Here is a 19,745-nt window from a genome sequence, read left to right on the forward strand (position 1 = left end):
TTACGCATGATCGTGTTCATGGGGGTAGCTCCTTCGGGGGTAGAACACCCGGGGCGCACCGATCGGGGCAACGGCGACCGCGGGTGTGAGCACCTAGTCCGGCGCTGCACAGACACAAGGGGGAAAGTCTTGGGGGTTTCGACGCCTGCGGGCCGGGGTGCGCTGCTGGCGTCGAGGTCGGCGGCCTGCGAGCGGGGGGCTCGTGGCGCCAGGGTCCGGGTGTAACGACCCGGGGGCCGGGGTCATTCCCGGGGTGGCCCACCTGCCGGCACCTGCGTGGAGGCGGGGCCTGCTGTCGTTCGTGGGGACTGCAACGACCCGGAGGTCGGGGTCATTCCCGGGGTGGCCCGCCTGCCGGCACCTGCGTGGAGGCGGGCGGGCGGTCGTTCGTGGGGACTGCAACGACCGGGCCCGGGTCGGCATTCCAACCTGCCGGGCCTGCATCCCACACCCTGCGGGTCGGGCGTCGGGCCGGTGGTGCTGCGATCGTCAGGATGTGTAACGACCCCGACCCGGCCACGATTCCGGCCCACGGGTGCGACCGGTCACCGCCCACAGCGACCCCGGACCGGACAAACCACCCACTCCACGCCGCGCCCACGACCCCGATCCACCACCAGCGGGCACGATCCACTCGGGTTCATGAAAGTCGGGGCATCCCGGACGCCCGGACACCCCGACTTCAGCAAACCCCGAGTCGATCAAGGCGGGTCGTCCACGTGCGGGAGCGGCGAGACGGACAACGGGTGCGTACGGCCTCACGTTTCGGCCTGGCTTGGTCGACCGAGCTGATCTGGGCACCTCCGAAGCCGGGTGAACCGCGCGCGCACCCAGGCAGCGCCCAACGCGCCGAGACCGACAGCACCCAAAGCTGGTTCAGCCGTGGCGGGCACGCCCACGTCGGACATCCCGCGCCCGGGCGGGCCCCAAACCGGGACGCAGACGCTGGCGCCCGTCGGAGTGTTCCGACGGGCGCCAGCTTCAGGTGCGATCCGGGCAGGGCCCGGTGGTGTGCGGATCAGTGCGCGGCACCACCGAGGCGCTGGCGGCGACGCCAGGCCAGGGTCAGCAGCAGCATGACCACTCCGGCGCCGACCAGGCCGCCGCCGAGCTTCATGGGCGTGCCGATGCTGTCACCGGTGACCGGCAGCGGCTGCTTCTTGTGCAGCACCCGCAGTTCGGTGCTGGCGGTACGGCCGGACTCCCGGCCCGTGGCGGTGAAGGTCAGCAGACCCGTCACCGAGGGGGTGTAGCTCTTGCTGAAGCTTCCCTGGGCGTTGGTGTACGCCGTGAAGTTCAGCGGCGCGCTCGCCTGGTAGGCCACCGCGGCCATCGCCACGGTGCTGCCGTCGCTGCGGCGAGCCGGAGCCTGACCGCCGGCCGGAGCAGCCAGCGGAGCCACAGTCACCACGATGTCGACGGTCTCGTTCGGGCCGAAGCCGGTGCCGGACAGCACTACCGACTCGCCCAGGAAGATCGTCGGCCGGCTGACGGTCAACGAGGCCGCGGCTGGCGGGTACGGGGGCGGTTGCGGCGGGTCGGTGGTCGCGCTTGGCGTCGGCTGCGGCTGTGCCGCCCCCGCTGCCGTCGGCACGGCCACCACGGCCAGGCCGACCGTGAGCGCCATGATGATGCGGGATAGCCGCATGATTGGTTCCCTCCTACTGGTCACAGCTTGGTGCGGAATGAACTTGGGTGGTCCATGGGCTGGCGGTGGGGGTCAGCCACAGCTCGGCCTGCCCGACGCCGGTCTTGGCCGTCAGCACGCTGACCTCCAGCACCCTCTCGGCGCCGGGGCCGACGTCGACGCTGGCGGTCGCCACCTGACGGCGGCGTTCCGTGCCACTGCCAAGCGCCGTCTCGGCCCCGTCGAGCCGGGCCTCGAGCACCGCCCCGCCAGCCGGGCTGAAGATCGACACCAACGTGCGAGCGGTGTACGGGTCGCCAGCCAGACCAAGCCCGAGGACGGATTCGCTGAGTCCGGACTTCGGCGCGGTCGAGCGCAGGGCCACCCGCAGCCGGAGCTCGCGGCGGCCGTCGGGTCGGCATTCACCGACCGTGAGGTTCGCCGTCGGCCGCAGGTAGTAGCCGAGCTTCGCGCCGCTGCCGTCGTTGAGAAAGACGCCGACGGTCGGCACGGTGTCCTGCTCCGGAAGCGTCCCGGCCATCCGGCTCGCACCGAATGTCCGCTGTTCCTCAGGTCGGGCACTCCAGAACAATATCCGCCGTTCGGTGATAGCACGGTCAAATGCGGACAACAACACACGTGGGTTGACATTCTTCTTGAAGAAGGCGTCGAATACCGACGCCGCCGACGCCGCGAAGAACTCGTCCTGCTGCCGGACGTTCAGCCGCTGGTAGCTGTCGTTGAGTAGGGTCTGCACGACCTTCTCGCTGGCGAGCGGGACCCCACCGGGCACCAGCACCGGGCCTGTCGCCTTGAGCAGGTACGACAGCACCACCGGGTCAACGGCCAGCACACCGTCGACAGTCGTGCCGGTCGAGCGCCGGAACATCTCGCGGTACAGCGTGGCGGCGGTCGGGAAGTGCGGGGACAGATTGACGTCGGCGGGATAGATGCCGGGCAGGTCGGTCCAGATGGCCCGGGTCTCGGCGGGCACCTTCAGCGCCGGGGTGAAGCGGCCGAGCGAGGCACTGCTGCCCTGCTTGCCCATCTTCACCGCGCCGTTCTCCGCCTCGATCATCGCGTACGCGCCGAACATGCCGCCGGTGGCACGCAACTCGGCGAGGTTCTGCGAGACGAGCAGGTAGCGTCGCGGCCCGTTCGCGCCGAGCAACGGCGGCAGCAGGCGGGCGCCCTGATCGGCGGCCGTGGTGAGGCTGGCCAGTCGGTCGATCTCGTCGCGCAGGTCCGTCAGGGCCTGCCGGACCTGGCTGACCAGCCTGTCGGTCGGCACCGCGCCCAGGTCTCGGCGCGTCCGCTGCACCGACTCGTTGACGCCGGTCAGCTCGGTGGAGACAGCGGTGAGCCGGGCGAGATCCAACCGTCCACCGGTCGGCACCAACCTGGTCAGGTCCGTCCGCAGCAGGGTCGGGAAGGCCTCCCGGGCCAACTCGTCGATGGCGATGGCGATCCGCCGGACGGCGTCGAGATCGTCACCCGCGACCGGTGTACGCCGGGCGAGCCGCCAACTCGGATCGCCCGTCGCCGCCCGGGCGGCACCGGACTGCTCCTGAAGGGCGTCGAGCGTCCGCAGGGCACGGTCGGTGTCCCCGCCCACCACCTGGGCGCTCAGCTCCCGGGCCAGGCCGGCGGCGTTGAGCAGGTGCGCTCGCGCCTGCCAGCCACGGAAGCCGATCCACCCGCCGGTCGCCAGTAGCAGCGAGCCGACGACCAGGGCACCGAGGAGCGCCCGTCGCAGTCGGGCACGCCGACGGCGCCGGGACCGGCTCCGCCGCCGGGTCGGCCGTTCGCTTTCCGTCACACCACACTCCCGTTCGCGGAACCGAACAGATGGTCGGTTCCCTGACGTTCTTAGCACGCATCGGGGAACTTCGTACCGTTATTCAGCTCTTCGCCCTTTAAGCGAATTTCCTTCGCAGCTCGCCGGATGGTTCCGTGACCCGTCCCGCGGCCTCGTGCAGCAGCCGCTCGATCCGGTCCACCCCGGCGGGCAGCGACATCTCCCGCAGGTACGCCGTGCGCCCCCGGCGACCCATCTCGGTACGTGTCGGCGGCGGGATGGTGGCGGCCAGCCAGAACCGGTCGGCCAGCGCGGCCCAGTCCTCCGGTGGGCAGGACAGCCCGGCCCGGACGCGCTCGACCAGCTCCGCGGTGTCCCCGCCGGCCGACGCGATCACCGGGGCGGCACAGGAGAGTGCCGCCTGGAGCTTGCCCGGCACCGTGCCGCGCAGTTCCGGAAGGTCGCGCAGCATGACCAGCTGATAGTCGGCGGCGGCGTACAGCTCGGGCATGTCGACAGGAGACCGTCGCTCCACGAAGCGGACGTTGGCCGCGCCCAACTCGGCGGCGAGCCCCCGGACCTTCCGCTCGGCCGAGCCCGAACCGACCAGGACCAGGTCCATCGTCCGGTCCAGCGCCGCGGCCGCCCGGACGGCGGTCTCCAGCCCCTGCCGTGCGCCGATCGTGCCGGCGTGCATCACCACGCACCGACCGTCTCGGCGGACCAGCTGGCGGGCCGCCGCGCCGGGCGTCGCCGGATAGAAGATCCGCTCGTCTGTCCAGTTGAGGACCAGCCGGACCCGGTCCGGTTCGGCGCCGGCCGCGACGACCAGATCCCGCATCGACGGCGCGGCGACCGCGATCCGCGCGGCGGACCGGTAGATCCGGGTCATCGCGCTGCCCATCCGCGCCACCCAGCGCCCCTCGCCCGCCTCGTCGACGCCGTCGCGGGTCCAGACGTCCTGGACGTGCAGCACCGCGGGCACCTGCCGGAGCAGCCGGAGCACCCCCGCGGCGGCGAACGTCGTGGCCGGGAGTTGGAAGACGTACAGCGCGTCCACGTCACTGAGGTAGCGGCGCGCGGCCAGCGTCGCGCTGCCGGCGAAGGAGAGGTAGCTGGCCATCCGGGCGCCGGTGGACGTGGCGCCTCCCGGGTAGCGGGGCACCCGCCGCACTGTCAACCGTTCGCTGTGCGTCTCGTGGTGCCAACGCTGTCGCCAGCCGGGATAGACGTGCCCGCCCGGGTAGTCCGGAAACCCGGTGAGCACCCGGACCTCGTGCCCCCGCGCGGCCAACTCCTCGGCGAGGCTGCCGGGGATGAACGCGGGCTCGGGCGGGAAGTGGTACGACAGGATGCCGATCTTCACCGCTGTGCCCCCGTCCACAGTGAATCGGCGACGGCCGGCGCGGCACCCCGACCGCCGGGTGGACGGCCCGCGTACGATGCCGACAACCCCTCCCTGCGCGGCCGCCGGCACCGACACACCGTCCTCGCGGTGTGGCCGTCCGCGTCCGCACCGACGAGAGGGGCACCGATGACTGATCGCGTGTTGTTCGTCTGCCACGCCAACCTGTGCCGGTCACCGATGGCCGAGCATCTGGCCCGCCGCCTGCTGGCCGACCGGCCCGTCACCGTGGCCAGCGCCGGCACCGACGCGGTCGACGGGCTGGCCATGCATCCGTACGCCCTGGAGGTCGCGACGGAGAGCGGCGCGGACGCCGCGGCGTTCCGGACCCGCGGTCTGCGGCCCGAATACCTGGTGGACGCGACGCTGGTGCTGACCGCCACCCGGCGCCAGCGCTCGATCTGCACCGCGCTGGCGCCGAGCGCCCTGCACCGGACGTTCACCCTGCGCCAGTTCGGCCGGCTGGCGGCGGCGGCCGAGCCGCCTGCCGAGCCGGCCGACGACCCGCTGCGGGCGGCGATCGCCGCCGTCGCCCAGGCCCGGGGACGGCTGCAACCCGCCGCCCCGGACGCGGACGACCTTCGGGACCCGATCGGCGGCACCTCCGCCGACTTCCGACGCTGCGCCGAGGAGATCGAACGGTCGCTGCGACCCCTCGCCGCGCTCATCGGGGCAGCCGGGTGAGCTCCTGGGTGTGGTCGGCGACGCCGTTGACCCCGGTGGTGGCCTCGCTGTGCCGGCCGGACATCACCCGGTCCGCCGGCACCGACACCGGAGGTGTCGAGGTGACCACGCGGTAGGCCTCGTACTGGTACGCCTCGGCCTTTGCCACCTTGGCCATGTTCAGCACGCAGCCGAGCAGCCGGACCGAGACCGAGTGCAGCGCGCGGGCCGCCGCGGCCACCTGGGTCCGCGAGGTACGGCCCTGCTGGCTCACCAGCAGCGCGCCGTCGGCCTGCACGGCCACGACCACGCCGTCGGTCACCGCGAGCAGTGGAGCGGTGTCGATGATCACGATGTCCGCCGACTCCCGCAGCGCCAGCAGCAGATCCGACATCGCCTTGGACCCGAGCAGCTCGCTCGGGTTCGGCGGTGCGGAACCGCTGGGGAGCACCAGCATCGACTTGTCGCCCCAGCGCTGGACGACGTCACCGACCTTCACGTCGCCGACGAGCACGTCGGTGAGGCCGACGCCGGCGTCCAGGCCCAGGTACTCGTCGACCTTCGGGCGGCGCAGGTCCGCGTCGACAAGCAGCACCCGCCACCCCGCCTCGGCCAGCGCGATGGCCAGGTTGCAGGAGAGCGTGGTCTTGCCCTCGCCCTGCAACGCGCTCGTCACGGCGATGACCCGGGCCGGCTCGTGCACGTCCACGAAGCGCAAGTTCGTGCGCAGCTTGCGGACCGCCTCGGCGCGGGCCGAGGTCGCCGCGTCGCCGATGATGAGCGGCTCGGTGCGGGCGCTGCTCTCGTAGGGGATCTCGCCGAGCAGCGGACTGCCGGTGGCGCGTTGCAGGCCGGCGGAGTCGCGCAGTCGGACGTCGGCGACGCCGCGCAGGATCGCCAGGCCGACGCCGAGCATCAGGCCGATCAGCCCGCCGAGGGTGAGGTTGCGGGTCGGCTGCGGCGAGACCGGACTGGCGCTGACCCGCGGCCCGCTGACCACCTCGATCTTGATCGGCGCCTTGCCCTCGGATGTCGTCTCGACCTTCTGCACCAGGTCGACGAACTTCGCGGCCAGCGACTCGGTCACCCGCAACGCCCGGGTCTGGTCGGTGTCGTTGACCGAGGCGCGCAGCAGCACGGTGCCGGTCTCGGTGGAGGTGGTCACCCGGCTGCGCACCTCGTCCGCGGTGAGGCCCACCGGGGTGTCGGCCACCACGCTCTGCGCCAGCCGGTCGCTGGTGAGCAGATCGGCGTACGACTTGACGCGCTGTTGGAGGAAGAGCCCACCCTGGTAGGCGTCGCTGACGCCGGAGTTGGGGGTGGTGACGAAGAAGGTCACCGAGGCGACGTACCGGGGTTGTGCCCGTACGGTCAGGAACGCCGAGGCGCCCAGGGCCACCATGACCGTGACCAGCACGACCCACCAGTGCCGACGCACGTGGCGCAATTGGCGGAGCAGGTCCATCAGGAGCGCCTCCGCGTCGGTCCGGTTACGCCAAAAAACTTCACGAAAACCCCCAAGGTCGTCTGTCAACTCGTGAAACCATTAAAGCGGCTCATACGGCTTATGTCCGGAGTTAGGTGGTTCTGACTCTGACTCATGCGCCCGCATAACCAACCGGACAAAGGTGCATTCGGCTGCGGCGAGACCCGGGGAAAAGTCGGCGGCCGACCGAACGACCCCGGTGGTCGCCGCCGCGCACGAGCCCGGATAAGGTCGACAGCGGTGTGCCGGGAAGTCTGGTCGGCGAGTGGATCTCCGCCGTCCTGATCTCCCGAGGTGACCCCGCAGATGACCGCCCCCTCCCCACCACCGTCGAAGCGGCGCAAGGCCCGGCTGTTCGCCCGATCGTCCTGGCCCGAGGCCCGGCGCCTGGCCGACGTGCTGCGTACCGAGACGGTCGGTGGCGCGTTGCTGCTGCTCGGTGCCGTGACGGCGCTGGTCTGGGCCAACTCGCCCTGGTCCGACGCGTACACCCGGCTCGGCGACTGGGTGCCCTGGCCCGGCGGCGCGCCCTGGCACCTCGACCTGGACGTGGCCACCTGGGCGGCGGACGGCCTGCTGGCCGTCTTCTTCTTCGTGGTGGGCCTGGAACTCAAGCGGGAGTTCGTCGCCGGTGACCTGCGCGACCCGCGCCGGGCCGCGCTGCCCGTGGTGGCCGCGCTCGGCGGCATGCTGGCGCCGGCGCTGATCTACGTGGCGGTCGTCGTGGCCGGAGGTGGGCCGGGCCTGCGCGGCTGGGCCATCCCGACCGCCACCGACATCGCCTTCGCGCTCGCCGTGCTCGCGCTGGTCAGCTCACACCTGCCCCAGGGGCTCCGTGCCTTCCTGCTCACCCTCGCCGTGGTCGACGACCTGTTCGCCATCACGATCATCGCGGTCTTCTACACCGCCGACTTCCACCCCGTCCCGCTGCTCGCGGCGCTGGCGCCGATCGGGCTCTTCGCGGTGCTGGTGCGGCGCGGCCGTACCTGGTGGTGGGCGCTGATCCCGCTCGCGACCGCGGCCTGGGCCTTTGTGCACGCCTCCGGGGTGCACGCCACGGTGGCCGGCGTGCTGCTCGGCTTCACGGTGCCGGTGCTCGCCCGTCGCCGGGCGGCCGGCGGCCAGCCGGGCAGCACCGCTACGGGGGCGGATGAGGGCGGGCTCGCGGCACACCTGGAGCACAGGTGGCGGCCGGTGTCGGCCGGCATCGCGGTGCCGATCTTCGCCCTGTTCGCGGCCGGCGTCACCCTGCGCGGCACCGACCTGGGCGCCCTGCTGACCGACCCGGTGGTGATCGCCGTCGTCGCCGGACTCGTGCTCGGCAAGAGCATCGGCGTCTTCGGCTCGACGTACCTGCTGGCCCGGTTCACCCGTGCCGAACTGGACGAGGACATCACCTGGTCGGACCTGCTCGGGATCGCCCTGCTGGCCGGCGTCGGGTTCACCGTGTCGCTGCTCATCGGCGACCTGGCCTTCGGCGCGGGCAGCCCGGCCGACGACCGGGTCAAGGTGGCAGTGCTGCTCGGATCGGTGCTCTCCGCGGGGCTGGCCGCCACGGTGCTCGTCCGCCGCAACGCCACGTACCGCCGGGTGGCGCGGCGGGAGCGGGTCGACGCCGACGGCGACGGGGTGCCCGACGTCTACCAGCGGCCCTACGACAGGTGAACGGCGGCCGCGGGTCAGCGGCGACGCTCGGCGGGCGGCGGCTCCTCGGTCTCCTCGACCAGCGCCTCCGCCGCCGGTGCGGTGAGGTCGTCGCCCGGCACCGCCACCTCCTCGGCACGATCCTGCTCGTCCGGCTTACCCCCGGACGGCGGCTCGGGAGCGGTGGCGCCGCCGGCGTAGCCGTACTCGTTCGGTTCGTCGTGCCGGCTCATGTGGTCATCCTCCCGCTGTCCCCGGTCTCGCCTCTCACCGCCAACGGTAGGTGCTGATCGTCGCCGGCGCAGCGCGGCGGGGATTGTCGCCCGAACGACGGCGGTGAGCTGCTCTTCGAGCTGCGCAGCGCCGCCCCGAGCAGCTGACGCAGGGCGATGATCGCCACCGCGCCGGCCAGACCGTTCCACCCCGGCTCTCCGACGAGCCGGAGCAGGCCGGCCGCGGTCAGCAGGTCCAGCAACACCCGTACGGCGGTCCGCAGCGCCCCGGTGCTCAGCGCGGTGACCACCCCGACGAGCAGCGCCAGCGCGGTGACCACCATGATCAGGACGCCGGTCACTGCCGACGCTCCCCCTCGACCACCTGCCGCTGCTCCTGACGGATCTCCCGGCCCAGGAAGTAGTTCAGCGCCGTTCGGATCGTCGCGATCGCGGCCAGCTGGCCGATCTGGTCGAACGACGGGGACACCGCCGTGCGCAGCACGTCGGCCGCCAACTGGAATTCGAGGCCGAGGGTCAGGAACCGGCCCAGCGACAGTCGGATCGGCGTGAAGACGGCGGCGGTGCGGTGTCGCAGCCCCTCGACCACGAACCGCACCGCCGCCCAGACCGCCCCGACGAAGATGACGAGCGCGCCGGCCACCTCCACCACGGCGACCAGCACCTGGTCGCCCTGGCGCAACAGCTCGGCCGGCTCCACCGCAGGCCGTTACCCGAACACGGGCCAGCTAGTCGGCACTCAGGTCAGCTCGTTGACCGCCTCCAGGATCAGCCAGAGGCCGGAGATGGCGAACAGGATCGCGGCGCCGTACCTGATGGCCTTCTCCGGCAGCCGGCGGCCGAGCATCCGCCCGACCAGGATGGCCAGCGCGTCCGCGGCGACCATGCCGATGGTGGAGCCGAGCCAGGTGCCGAACCAGCCGTACTTGGTGGCCAACGTGATCGTGGCGAGCATCGTCTTGTCGCCCAGCTCGGCCAGGAAGAACGCCACCGACACCGCCACGATCGCGGTCTTGCTGGTCTTCTCCGCCTTGCGCCGCTCCTCCTCGGTGAGCTTGTCACCGCGCAGCGTCCACGCGCCGAAGCCGAGGAACGCCACACCGGCCACCAGGGAGATCCAGTCGGTCGGCAACACCGCCCCGAGACCCACGCCGATGGCCACCGACGCCAGGTGCACCACCGCCGTGGCGACGGTGATGCCGATCAGCACCGGGATCGGCTTGAACCGCGTGGCGAAGGTCAACGCCATCAACTGGGACTTGTCCCCCAGCTCGGCGACGAAGATGACGCCGAAGCTGATGACCAGCGCGGCGAGAAATCCCTCCATGACATCCTTCCCGTTCACGCCGGGAGGAGGTGACAGGGGCGCCCTCGACCCGGCTGCAACAGCCTGAGTCGAAGGTCTCGCCCGCCCCGAAAGAACCGGGGCCGCGTGGCCGGATGCGGAACGCACCAGTATGTCGACCACGACATTGGGGGCTACTCCCCTTCGCCGGTCCAGCCTATCGGATCACCGCCGGACCGGGCCCGGGTGGGTGCGCCGCTCACCGCGCCCGCGCCAGCGTGACCCCGAAGAGCCCGTCCGGGTCGGTCCAGAACTCCGTCGCGGCGAAGCCCGCCGTGGCCAGCTCCCCGGCGATCCCCTCCGGGCGGAACTTCGCCGAGACCTCGGTGCGCAGCTCCTCTCCCTCGGCGAAGTCCACGGTCAGGTCCAACACCCGGACCCGCATCGGGCGGGTCGCCCGCAACCGCATCTCGATCCACTCGTGGGTCGGGTCCCAGAGGGCCACGTGCGCGAACGCCCCCGGGTCGAAGTCCGCGCCCAACTCCCGGTTGATCACCCGCAACACGTTGCGGTTGAACTCGGCGGTGACCCCGGCGGCGTCGTCGTAGGCGGGCACGATCACCGACGGGTCCTTCACCAGGTCGGTGCCGAGCAACAGCCAGTCGCCGACCTCCAGCGCGCCGCGCATCGCCGTCAGGAACCCGGCCCGCTCGGCGGGCAGCAGGTTGCCGATGGTGCCGCCCAGGAACACCACCAGCCGACGGCCGCCGGTGGGCAGCCGGTCCAGTTGTCGGGTGAAGTCGCCGACGATGCCCCGGACCCGCAGGCCCGGATAGTCGGCGGCGATCTGGGCGGTGGAACCGCGCAGCGCGCTGACCGACACGTCGAGCGGGACGAACGTGCCCAGGCCGCCCCGCCGGGTGAAGGCGTCCAGCAGCAGCCGGGTCTTCTCCGACGAGCCGGAACCCAACTCGATGAGCGTCTTGGCCCCGGTCAGCGCCGCGATGGCGGGAGCGCGTTCGGCCAGCACGGCCCGCTCGGCCCGGGTCGGGTAGTACTCGGGTAACCGGGTGATCTCCTCGAACAACTCGCTGCCCCGAGCGTCGTAGAACCACTTCGGCGGCAGCCACTTCTGCCCGGCGCTCAGCCCCGCCCGGACGTCGTCGCGCAGGCCGCGCTCCAGGTCGTGCTCTTCGAGGTAGATCTCCAACGGTTCCGCGGTCATGATTCGCCTCTCTGTTCGAACAAAAGGTGGTGCCCCGACCGGTGGCGCTCACCGGATCGGCAGCGGACGTACCCGGACCTCCCCCGGCGTGGCCACGACCAGGTGCCCCTCCGGCACCGCCCGCCACCCCGGATCGTCGTCGTGCGGCTCGGAGGCCAGCAGCACCGAACCCGGGCTCTCGCGAACCGACAACGCGTGCCCGGCCACGCTGGCGACCGCGCGTCGCCCGTCGGTGAGCAGCAGGTTGAGCCGCGACCCCGGGGCCGCCGCGGCCACGTCCGCCACCGTCCGCCCGACCGCGTCGGCCGGGTCCTCGCCGGCGCGCAACCGATGCCGCACCAGCGCCCAGAGCAACGCCGAGTCGGTGGCGGCGTCCAGGGTGAGCAGGTCCCGCACCGGCAGCCCGGCGGCGAGCGGCGCCACCGCGTCCGGCCAGCCGCGAACCACACCGTTGTGGCTGAACAGCCACCGCCCCTCGGCGAACGGCGCGGCGGCGCCGTCGAGCACCGCCATCCCGACGGTGGCCGAGCGCACCGCCGCGAGCAACGCACCGGTGCGGGTCACCGCCGCGAGCTGGGCGATGGTCGGGTCGCTCCAGATCGGCTGCGCCCGCCGGTACCGCACCGGCTCGCCGTCGTCCGGATACCAGCCGACCCCGAACCCGTCGGCGTTGACGGTGCCGCCGCCTCGCATGTCGCGCGGCGCCCAGGACTGCCGCACCAGCGAGTACGCGGGGTCGAACAGCACCTCGGACAGGGTGACCGGCGGCCCCAGGTAGGCCAGGTGACGACACATCAGCAGACCGTCCCCGGCGGACCGCCGAGCGCGCTGTGGATCACCGGTACGACTCGTCCGGCCGCACGTCGCGGGCGCAGCGGAAACCGCTGAAGATCTGCCGCCGGATCGGGTAGTCCCAGTTGCGGAAGGTGCCCCGGCAGGCCGAACGGTCGGTGCCGAACGAACCACCACGCAGCACCCGGTAGTCGTCGCCGAAGAACACCTCCGAGTATTCGCGGTAGGGAAACGCCGTGAAACCGGGATGCCCGTTGAACGTGGTCGACGTCCACTCCCAGACGTCACCGATGAGCTGGTGCACACCCAACGGCGAGGCGCCGGCCGGGTACGCGCCCACCGCCGCCGGCCGCAGATGACGTTGGTCGAGGTTGGCGTGCGCCTCGGTCGGGTCGTCATCGCCCCACGGATAACGGCGGGACCGCCCGGTGGCCGGGTCCCACCGGGCCGCCTTCTCCCACTCGGCCTCGGTCGGCAGCCGCTTGCCGGCCCACGCCGCGTACGCCTGCGCCTCGTAGAAGCACACGTGCACCACCGGCTCGTCGGCGCGGACCCGACTCCACCGGCCAAAGCGCTGGTACGACCAGTCGTCGCCGTCCGGACGCCAGTGCATCGGCGCGGTGAGCCGCTCCCGCACCCGGTGGGCCCAGCCGGCCGCGCTCCACCAGCGCTGATCGGTGTAGCCACCGTCGGCGATGAAGGCCGCGTACTGGCCGTTGGTGACCGGAGCCGCGTCGATGACGTACGCCGGCAGGTCGACGCGGTGCGCCGGGCGCTCGTTGTCCAGAGCCCACGGGTCGGTGTCGGTGCCCATGGTGAACTCGCCGGCCGGCACCAGCACCTCCCCGGTGACCCGGGCGGACGGCTCGGGCGGCGGCGGGGCGTGCAGCACCGCCGGCCCCGACCGCAACTGGTGGGTGGCGAGCATGGTCTCGTCGTGCTGCTGCTCGTGCTGCACCATCATGCCGAAGGCGAACCCGTCGGCGACCAACGGCCGATCCGTGAACGCCACCGAGTCGAGCAGGTCGTACACCTTGTCCCGGACGGTGGTCAGGTAGGCGCGCGCCTCGGCGGGCGGCAGCAGCGGCAGCGCCGGGCGGTCCCGGCGGGGCTGTTTGAACGCGTCGTACAGCTCGTCGATGTCGCACCGGACCGGCTCGCGGCCCCCGACGTCGCGGACCAGCCAGAGCTCCTCCTGGTTGCCCACGTGGGCGAGGTCCCAGACCAGTGGCGACATCAGCGGCGAGTGTTGGCGCAGCAGATCTCCGTCGTCGACCACCTCGGTCAGCAGCGTCGTGCGGGCGCGGGCGCGGGCCAGCTCCGCCGCGATCCGGTCGCGCAGCCGCTCCCCGTCGGTGTGCCCCGTCGTGCTCACGCTCATCTGTCTCGTCCTTCCGTCGCGGCGGCGAGCCGCCGCTGTACTCCGCGCTCGATCTCGTCGTGGACACCCGTCGGCAGGTCCAGCCGGGGCAGCGTGCGCAGCGCCAGGTCGAGCAGCGCCGCCGCGGCGGCGGCCAGCGCCGGATCGGCAAGGCCCTGCCGGGCGGCGGCCGACCAGCGGTCCGCCACCGGCGCGGCGATCGTCTGCGCCACGCGCACCGTGCCCGGATCGGTGAAGAGGGCACTCAGCACCGACAGGGGGAGCCGCCAGTCCCGGCCGGGCTGGGTGTCCAGGTAGCGCAGCTCCAGGTAGCCGCGTGGCCGCACCGGCGGGAAGAGGGTGCTGACGTGGTAGTCGAGGTCGTCGGTGGTGGGCGGTCGGGGCAACGCGCCGTCGAGCCAGTCGGCGAAGGTCACACCCGGTGGGGCGGTCCAGTCCGTGCCGTGCCGGCGCAGGCAGAGCAGCGGCGCGGCCAGCACGTACCGGATCCAGGTTGTGGTCGGGTCCTCGTCGACGCGGCCGGCGGTCCAGACCGGGCGGGTGCGGGCCGGGTCGATGGCCAGCCAGGCGGCCATCCGCGCGGAGGCCCATCCGGTGCGCCGCCCGGCGTGCCGGTCGGCGGACGCGAACACCGCGAGCAGCGGCGGCCCGACCGCGTGGGCGGCCGCCCAGCGTGCCGCGACCTGGTCCGGCTCACCGACGTCGAGGCAGACCTGGAGGCCGGCGGTGCTGTACATCATTGTGCGGCCGGCCGGACCATGCCTGTCGAAGGCGTCGCGCATCGCGCGGTAGCGGGGAGTTTCCAACACCGGGCGGGGCCGTCGGTGTGGGTCGATGCCGCTGCGGCCGAGGATCAACCCGGCGGCGGCCAGCAGGTCGGTGACCTGGGCGATGTCGGCCTCGGTGGCCTGGATCAACGCGGTGACCGAGGGACGGGGCGGGGTGGAGATCTCCACCTGGCCACCTGGCTCGACGGTCACCATGCCGCCGTGTCGCAGCGGCTCGGCCGGGCTTGTGGCATCCAGCGTGGTGGGGCTGTGCCGCCCCAGCGCCGCCCGGAGCCGCGTCAGGTCGACGGGTCGGGCGGGATCGGCGGCGTCGTGCACTGTCCATTCCAGTTCGACACCGGTGAGTGTGGGTGGGCCGGTCTTGAAGCAGATCCGGGCGAGGTGCCGGACTGCGGCTGCGGACTCGCGCAGGATGGCCCCGCGGTCCAACTCGGGTGACGTCACCAACGGTCGGGATCCCCTCTCCGTGTGCCGACTCCGGAACACTGTGCCACCGTAAACCCACCCCCCGACACCCGCCGGGGGCGTGCACGGCGCCACCAACCTCTGTCTAACAGACGAATTTCCCGGGCAGGGCGGAACGGAAACGCGTCAGCGGGGGCCCGTCACCGGTGGGTGCGGCGGCCCGTCGGCGGAGCTGGTGGCCCAGGCTTCGCCGGCTCGGACGGCTTGCGCTCGGGCACCAACCGCTGGCAGTACGCCTCGACCTCGGCGGGGCCGCCGGCGGCGGCGACGAGCCTCTCGAAGGCCGGCGTGCGCAACGCCTTCTCCCGCTCCTCGGGCTTCTCGTCCTGCCAGGCGCGGCACAGGCCGTGCAGGTCCCCGGCGGGCGCGCCGGGTGCCGACGGCGTGCCCGGAGACGGTAGGCCCGCAGACGGTGGGCCCGGCAACGGTGCGCCCGACGACGGGTGGCCCGGCGACGGGGGGCCGTGCGGCGCGGATCGACTCGGCTCACCGGACGCGGGTGCGCTCCCCTCGGGGCTCGGCGACGTCCGCGACGGCTGCGGTGCGACAGGTTCCGGAGCCCGGTCCCGGGTGACCGCGGCGAAGGCGGCCCCGGCCGTGGCGGTGACCGCCACCGCGCCGATCCAGGCCACCGCGCCGGTGGTGAGGCGGCGGCGGCGCGGCCGCTGTGGCACGGACGGCGTCGGATCGGCCCGCGCGGCCCGGAACGCGGCAAGCGCGGCCTCCTCGCCGGCCAACTCGCCGGGCCGGGCCGGGCCGGCGGCCGCGGCGAGCAAACCCGCAACCGGGTCCGTCGAGGGCCCGGGCGACGTGGGTACGCGGGCCTGCGGCGACGCCGCGTCCCCTCCCCGACCGGTCCGGTCCGACGTGGCGCCCAGGTCGGCGCGGGCCGCGTCGAGCAGCCGTTCGGTCTCGGCGTGGTCGACCCGCCGGAACGGGTTCATCCAGAATCCCCTCACGTCAGCCGTCCGCCGGCTCGGCGTGCGGCGCCCGCAGGGAGGGGCCGCTGCCCGCCCGGGGCGGCGTCCCACCGTCGACCTGGACCGACGGCTCGACCGCGTTCTGCCGCTCCAACAGGGCGGCGAGGCGGCGCAGACCGCGGTGGGCGGCGGTCCGAACGGCACCGGCCCGGCGGCCCAGCACCCGGCCCGCGGATCCCGCGTCGAGCCCGATCACGGCCCTGAGCAGGACCGCTTCGGCCTCGCGGGGAGGCAGGGTGGCGATCAGCGCCAGGGCGGTCTCGGTGCCGATCGTCTCGCTGGCGCCCTCGGCGGTGTCCGCCTCGCTGGCCAGGTCGACGAGCGCGTGCACCGGAACCGGCAACGACGGTCGGCGGCGCAGCCTGCGCAGGTGGTCCATCGCCCGGTTGCGGGCGATGGTGACGGTCCAGGCGCGGAACTCGCCACCGGTGAAGCTGGGCAGGTCGCGGGAGATCTGTAGCCAGGTCTCCGACGCGACGTCCTCCGCGTCCGCGCCGACCAGGGCGGTCAGGTAGCGCAGCAGGCCCGGCTGGAGGCTGCGGTAGAGCAGGCGGAACGCGTCCTCGTCCCCGGCCTGCGCCGCGCTGACCGCCTCCGCCAACTCGCCGCTCATCGGCGGCCCACGGGTCGCGCCGGCCTGGTCCGTCGCGGCGCGGCGGAGCACGCGGTACGAATCGTCCGCCCGACCAGCACCCGCCCCGCCCTCCACCTTCTGGTTGCACCAGGGACCGAGGTCGTCGGGCCGGAGTGTCCGGTGGGCCAACGCCAGGGTCGTCGGCTCGATGCGCCGACCGTCGAGATCGCCGGGGCGGCCCGAGCCGGGCTAACGCTAGGACGGGGCCAACGGCGCGACAAGCCGGCACCTTGTCACGGAAGAGTGACAATTATCAACCCTCAGTTCGGGCGTGTCGTCGTCACTGCCCGTGACCAGAGGGTGCAAACCAGGCCTCGCCTCGCCTTTCGGCCATGGTCGCGCGCGCGCTCATCGAAATATGTCGGCTTTCGTCACGGCACGTCGTCGTACCGTCACAGAGACGCAGCGTCCACACAGGTCAGCCGGGTAAACCGGCGCGGGGCACCCGTTCGGTCGACAGCCCGTGTCGCGCCTGCGCGCGCGACTCTGGGTACGGTATTGCGGTGTTGTCATCGGAGGTCGTGCTCAGCGGTCGGTACCGCCTGGACGAACGCGTCGCTACCGGCGGTATGGGCGACGTCTGGCGTGGCGTCGACCTGATCCTCGGCCGGCAGGTCGCGGTCAAGGTGCTGCTGCCGACACTGGTCTCCGACCCCGACTTCATCGCCCGGTTCCGGGCCGAGGCCCGGATCATGGCGGCGCTGCGGCACCCCGGCATCGTGCAGGTCTTCGACTGCGGTGCGGAGGACCTGCCCGACGGCGCAGGTCGGGCGGACTACCTGGTGATGGAGTTCGTCGCCGGCGAGCCGTTGTCCAAGCGGATCGAGGCGGCCGGCCGCCTCGACGTGGCCGAGACGATGTCGATCGTGGCCCAGGCCGCCTCCGCGCTGAACGCGGCGCACCGCGGCGGCATCGTGCACCGCGACGTGAAGCCCAGCAACCTGCTCGTGCTGGAGGACGGCTCGGTCGTCCTGGTGGACTTCGGCGTGGCGCGTTCGCTCGACATCACCAGCATCACCAGCACCAACGCGGTGCCCGGCACCGCCCTCTACATGGCCCCCGAGCAGGCCGCCGGGCGACCGGTCAGCGGTGCGACAGACATCTACGCGCTGGGGGCTGTCACCTACTGCTGCCTCACCGGCAATCCGCCGTTCACCGGCGACAACCCGCTCCAGGTCGCCGTCCGACACCTCGACGACGAGCCGCCGGAGCTGCCGCACGAGATTCCCGAGGCGGTTCGCGCCCTGGTGTCCCGGGCCCTGGCCAAGGACCCGCAGGATCGTTTCAGCAGCGGCGCCGCGATGGCCGAGGCCGCCCGGACCGCGGTCACCGGCGGCGAGCCGCCCACCGCGCTGGCGGCAGCCGTTGGGCTGCGCGACGCCGGGTCGGGCGGCCGTACCGAGGTGGCGGCCGGCGCGGCGGTGGCGGGTGAGGCGCAGGCCGGGCGTGCCCGACGGCGGGCCCCGCTTGTCGGCGCGGCGGTGGCCGTGCTTGTCGCGCTTGTCGGGCTCGGGGTGGCCCTGGCCACGACGCACAAGACCAGCGAGAACCCGGCGGTCAAGCTGCCGAGCACCTCGCCGACGGCGGTGCCGAGCGGCCCGTTGGACCTGCCGGCGGGCAACGAGCAGGTCACCACCGGTGGCCCGACCCGGCCCGACCGGTCGGTGTCACCCGGCGTCTCCCCGTCGGCGTCGATCTCCGCCACGCCGAGCACGCGACCCAGCCAGACGACGAGCCCGACAGCGCCGGTGGTGACGCCGACGGCGACGACCCCGACGCCCTCCACCCCGCCCACCGCAGCGACACCACCGCCATCGGCGTCCCCGTCGATCCCGCCGGAGAGCCCGGCGGGTCCGGAGGGATCGACAGTCAACTGACCGTCGGTTTCGCCCCAGCGCCGACAGTCCCACCAGCACCGATATCCCCAAAACGGACGTGGGGCGACGAACGCCCCTCTACGCTCTCGGCAGGCCATATCCACCATCTGCCGCAGGAGCCTGGGTGAGCGCTGAAAAGCTGGTCGTGATCGGTCAGGGATACGTCGGGCTGCCGCTGGCCATGCGCGCCGTCGAGGCCGGGCTGGACGTGGTCGGCCTCGACGTCGACGCCGACCGGGTGAAGCGTCTCGCCGCCGGGGAGTCGTTCGTCGAGGACATCCCCACCGACCGGCTGGGCCGCGCGTTGGGCAGCGGCAGGTACAACCCCAGCACGGAGTACACCGACGCCGAGGGCTTCGACATCTGCGTCATCACCGTGCCGACCCCGCTGCGCGACGGCACCCCCGACCTGAGCTTCGTCGAGCAGGCCGGTGTCGGCATCGGCCCGTACGTGCGACCGGGGTGCACGGTGGTCCTGGAGTCGACGACATACCCGGGCACCACGGAGGAGCTGCTGCGCCCGCTGCTGGAGTCGGCAAGCGGGCTGCGCAGCCCCGGCGACTTCCACCTCGGCTACAGCCCGGAGCGCATCGACCCGGGCAACCCGACGTGGCGGTTGGAGAACACGCCGAAGGTGGTCTCCGGCGTGGACGCGGCGTCGCTGGCCCGGGTGGACGACTTCTACCGGCGCCTCGTGGACCGCACGGTGCCGGTCGACTCGACCCGGGTGGCCGAGCTGACCAAGCTGATCGAGAACACGTTCCGCCAGGTCAACATCGCGCTGATCAACGAGTTGACAATGCTCTCGCACCACCTCGACATCGACGTCTGGCAGGCGATCGACGCCGCCGAGACCAAGCCGTTCGGCTTCCTGCCGTTCCGGCCCGGGCCCGGCGTCGGCGGGCACTGCCTGCCGATCGACCCGTGTTACCTGTCCTGGCAGGTCAAGCGCCGCCTCGGTCGGCAGTTCCGGTTCATCGAGTTGGCCAACGACATCAACCACGAGATGCCCGAGCACGTCGCGCAACGGATCATGGCGGGCCTGAACCGGGACGGCCGGGCCGTCAGCGGCGCCCGGCTGCTGCTGCTCGGCCTGGCGTACAAGAAGAACACCGGCGACATGCGCGACTCCCCCGCGATCGACGTGGCCCGCCGGCTGCGGGCCATGGGTGCCGAGGTGCACGCGGTCGAGCCGTACGCCGAGGCGCACCACATCCCGGACGGCGTCACAGTGGTCGGGCTCACCGAGCAGGAGGTCCGCGCCGCCGACGCGGTGGTGGTGGTCACCGACCACGACAGCTTCGACTACGACCTGGTGGCCCGACACGCGCGTTACGTCTTCGACACCCGCAACCGGTGCGTCGGCCCGATGGTCGAGCGCCTGTAGACCCGGCACCGCTGGCCGGTCCCGCCGCCGGGTCAGCCGGGTCGCCCGCTCGGCCAACTCGCGGGGCAGCCCACG

18 protein-coding genes are annotated in these 19,745 nt (G+C 72.8%); 4 read left to right on the plus strand and 14 right to left on the minus strand.

Annotated features, from left to right (window positions below; translation table 11 throughout):
* Positions 1-1,018 precede the first annotated feature (1,018 nt).
* The 3 genes from AB0A95_RS33700 to AB0A95_RS33710 all read right to left on the minus strand — a co-directional run bounded on the left by AB0A95_RS33700 (position 1,019) and on the right by AB0A95_RS33710 (position 4,791).
* Positions 1,019-1,648, minus strand: a complete 630-nt coding sequence (locus AB0A95_RS33700) for a hypothetical protein (protein ID WP_357559807.1) — start codon at positions 1,646-1,648, stop codon at positions 1,019-1,021.
* A gap of 13 nt (positions 1,649-1,661) precedes the next feature.
* On the minus strand, positions 1,662-3,446 hold the full coding sequence (locus tag AB0A95_RS33705) for a DUF4012 domain-containing protein (RefSeq protein WP_357559808.1): 1,785 nt from the start codon (positions 3,444-3,446) through the stop codon (positions 1,662-1,664).
* A 97-nt stretch (positions 3,447-3,543) separates the two neighbouring features.
* Complete coding sequence (locus AB0A95_RS33710; RefSeq protein ID WP_357559809.1) at positions 3,544-4,791, minus strand: glycosyltransferase family 4 protein; 1,248 nt, start codon at positions 4,789-4,791, stop codon at positions 3,544-3,546.
* Positions 4,792-4,959: 168 nt separating this feature from the next.
* Here AB0A95_RS33710 and AB0A95_RS33715 point away from each other — a divergent pair, with 168 nt between their 5' ends.
* Complete coding sequence (locus AB0A95_RS33715) at positions 4,960-5,514, plus strand: low molecular weight phosphatase family protein (RefSeq protein WP_357559810.1); 555 nt, start codon at positions 4,960-4,962, stop codon at positions 5,512-5,514.
* Here the strand turns inward: AB0A95_RS33715 and AB0A95_RS33720 are convergent.
* Complete coding sequence (locus tag AB0A95_RS33720) at positions 5,495-6,958, minus strand: polysaccharide biosynthesis tyrosine autokinase (RefSeq protein ID WP_357559811.1); 1,464 nt, start codon at positions 6,956-6,958, stop codon at positions 5,495-5,497. The genes AB0A95_RS33715 and AB0A95_RS33720 overlap by 20 nt on opposite strands.
* A gap of 327 nt (positions 6,959-7,285) precedes the next feature.
* Here AB0A95_RS33720 and nhaA point away from each other — a divergent pair, with 327 nt between their 5' ends.
* Entirely contained in the window at positions 7,286-8,644 is a 1,359-nt protein-coding gene (gene nhaA, locus AB0A95_RS33725) for a Na+/H+ antiporter NhaA (RefSeq protein WP_357559812.1), read from the plus strand.
* A 14-nt stretch (positions 8,645-8,658) separates the two neighbouring features.
* Here nhaA and AB0A95_RS33730 read toward each other — a convergent pair whose 3' ends face one another.
* The 10 genes from AB0A95_RS33730 to AB0A95_RS33775 all read right to left on the minus strand — a co-directional run bounded on the left by AB0A95_RS33730 (position 8,659) and on the right by AB0A95_RS33775 (position 16,385).
* Entirely contained in the window at positions 8,659-8,856 is a 198-nt protein-coding gene (locus AB0A95_RS33730; RefSeq protein WP_357559813.1) for a hypothetical protein, read from the minus strand.
* A complete protein-coding gene (locus tag AB0A95_RS33735) occupies positions 8,853-9,197 on the minus strand; it encodes a hypothetical protein (RefSeq protein WP_357559814.1) in 345 nt (114 codons plus the stop codon). The genes AB0A95_RS33730 and AB0A95_RS33735 overlap by 4 nt, the downstream gene beginning before the upstream one ends.
* The gene (locus tag AB0A95_RS33740) at positions 9,194-9,556 is read right to left on the minus strand and encodes a DUF1622 domain-containing protein (protein WP_357559815.1); all 363 of its coding nucleotides are present in this window, start codon (positions 9,554-9,556) and stop codon (positions 9,194-9,196) included. The genes AB0A95_RS33735 and AB0A95_RS33740 overlap by 4 nt, the downstream gene beginning before the upstream one ends.
* A gap of 39 nt (positions 9,557-9,595) precedes the next feature.
* Complete coding sequence (locus tag AB0A95_RS33745; protein ID WP_357559816.1) at positions 9,596-10,183, minus strand: TMEM165/GDT1 family protein; 588 nt, start codon at positions 10,181-10,183, stop codon at positions 9,596-9,598.
* 217 nt (positions 10,184-10,400) lie between these two features.
* The gene (egtD, locus tag AB0A95_RS33750; RefSeq protein WP_357559817.1) at positions 10,401-11,366 is read right to left on the minus strand and encodes an L-histidine N(alpha)-methyltransferase; all 966 of its coding nucleotides are present in this window, start codon (positions 11,364-11,366) and stop codon (positions 10,401-10,403) included.
* Positions 11,367-11,414: 48 nt separating this feature from the next.
* Complete coding sequence (gene egtC / locus AB0A95_RS33755; RefSeq protein ID WP_357559818.1) at positions 11,415-12,161, minus strand: ergothioneine biosynthesis protein EgtC; 747 nt, start codon at positions 12,159-12,161, stop codon at positions 11,415-11,417.
* 40 nt (positions 12,162-12,201) lie between these two features.
* On the minus strand, positions 12,202-13,539 hold the full coding sequence (gene egtB, locus AB0A95_RS33760) for an ergothioneine biosynthesis protein EgtB (protein WP_357559819.1): 1,338 nt from the start codon (positions 13,537-13,539) through the stop codon (positions 12,202-12,204).
* A complete protein-coding gene (gene egtA, locus AB0A95_RS33765; RefSeq protein WP_357559820.1) occupies positions 13,536-14,774 on the minus strand; it encodes an ergothioneine biosynthesis glutamate--cysteine ligase EgtA in 1,239 nt (412 codons plus the stop codon). The genes egtB and egtA overlap by 4 nt, the downstream gene beginning before the upstream one ends.
* 158 nt (positions 14,775-14,932) lie before the next feature.
* Positions 14,933-15,736 (minus strand): hypothetical protein, encoded by an 804-nt coding sequence (locus AB0A95_RS33770; protein ID WP_357559821.1) that lies wholly within the window; start codon positions 15,734-15,736, stop codon positions 14,933-14,935.
* A 16-nt stretch (positions 15,737-15,752) separates the two neighbouring features.
* Positions 15,753-16,385 (minus strand): RNA polymerase sigma factor, encoded by a 633-nt coding sequence (locus tag AB0A95_RS33775; protein ID WP_357559824.1) that lies wholly within the window; start codon positions 16,383-16,385, stop codon positions 15,753-15,755.
* Between the two features lie 524 nt (positions 16,386-16,909).
* Here AB0A95_RS33775 and AB0A95_RS33780 point away from each other — a divergent pair.
* Together AB0A95_RS33780 and AB0A95_RS33785 are read left to right on the plus strand one after the other, a co-directional pair.
* Positions 16,910-18,283 (plus strand): serine/threonine-protein kinase, encoded by a 1,374-nt coding sequence (locus AB0A95_RS33780; protein ID WP_357559822.1) that lies wholly within the window; start codon positions 16,910-16,912, stop codon positions 18,281-18,283.
* Between the two features lie 124 nt (positions 18,284-18,407).
* A complete protein-coding gene (locus tag AB0A95_RS33785; protein WP_357559823.1) occupies positions 18,408-19,670 on the plus strand; it encodes a nucleotide sugar dehydrogenase in 1,263 nt (420 codons plus the stop codon).
* The last annotated feature ends 75 nt before the right edge of the window (positions 19,671-19,745 follow it).

It is taken from the genome of Micromonospora sp. NPDC049230 (assembly GCF_040647875.1).
Lineage (GTDB): Bacteria > Actinomycetota > Actinomycetes > Mycobacteriales > Micromonosporaceae > Micromonospora.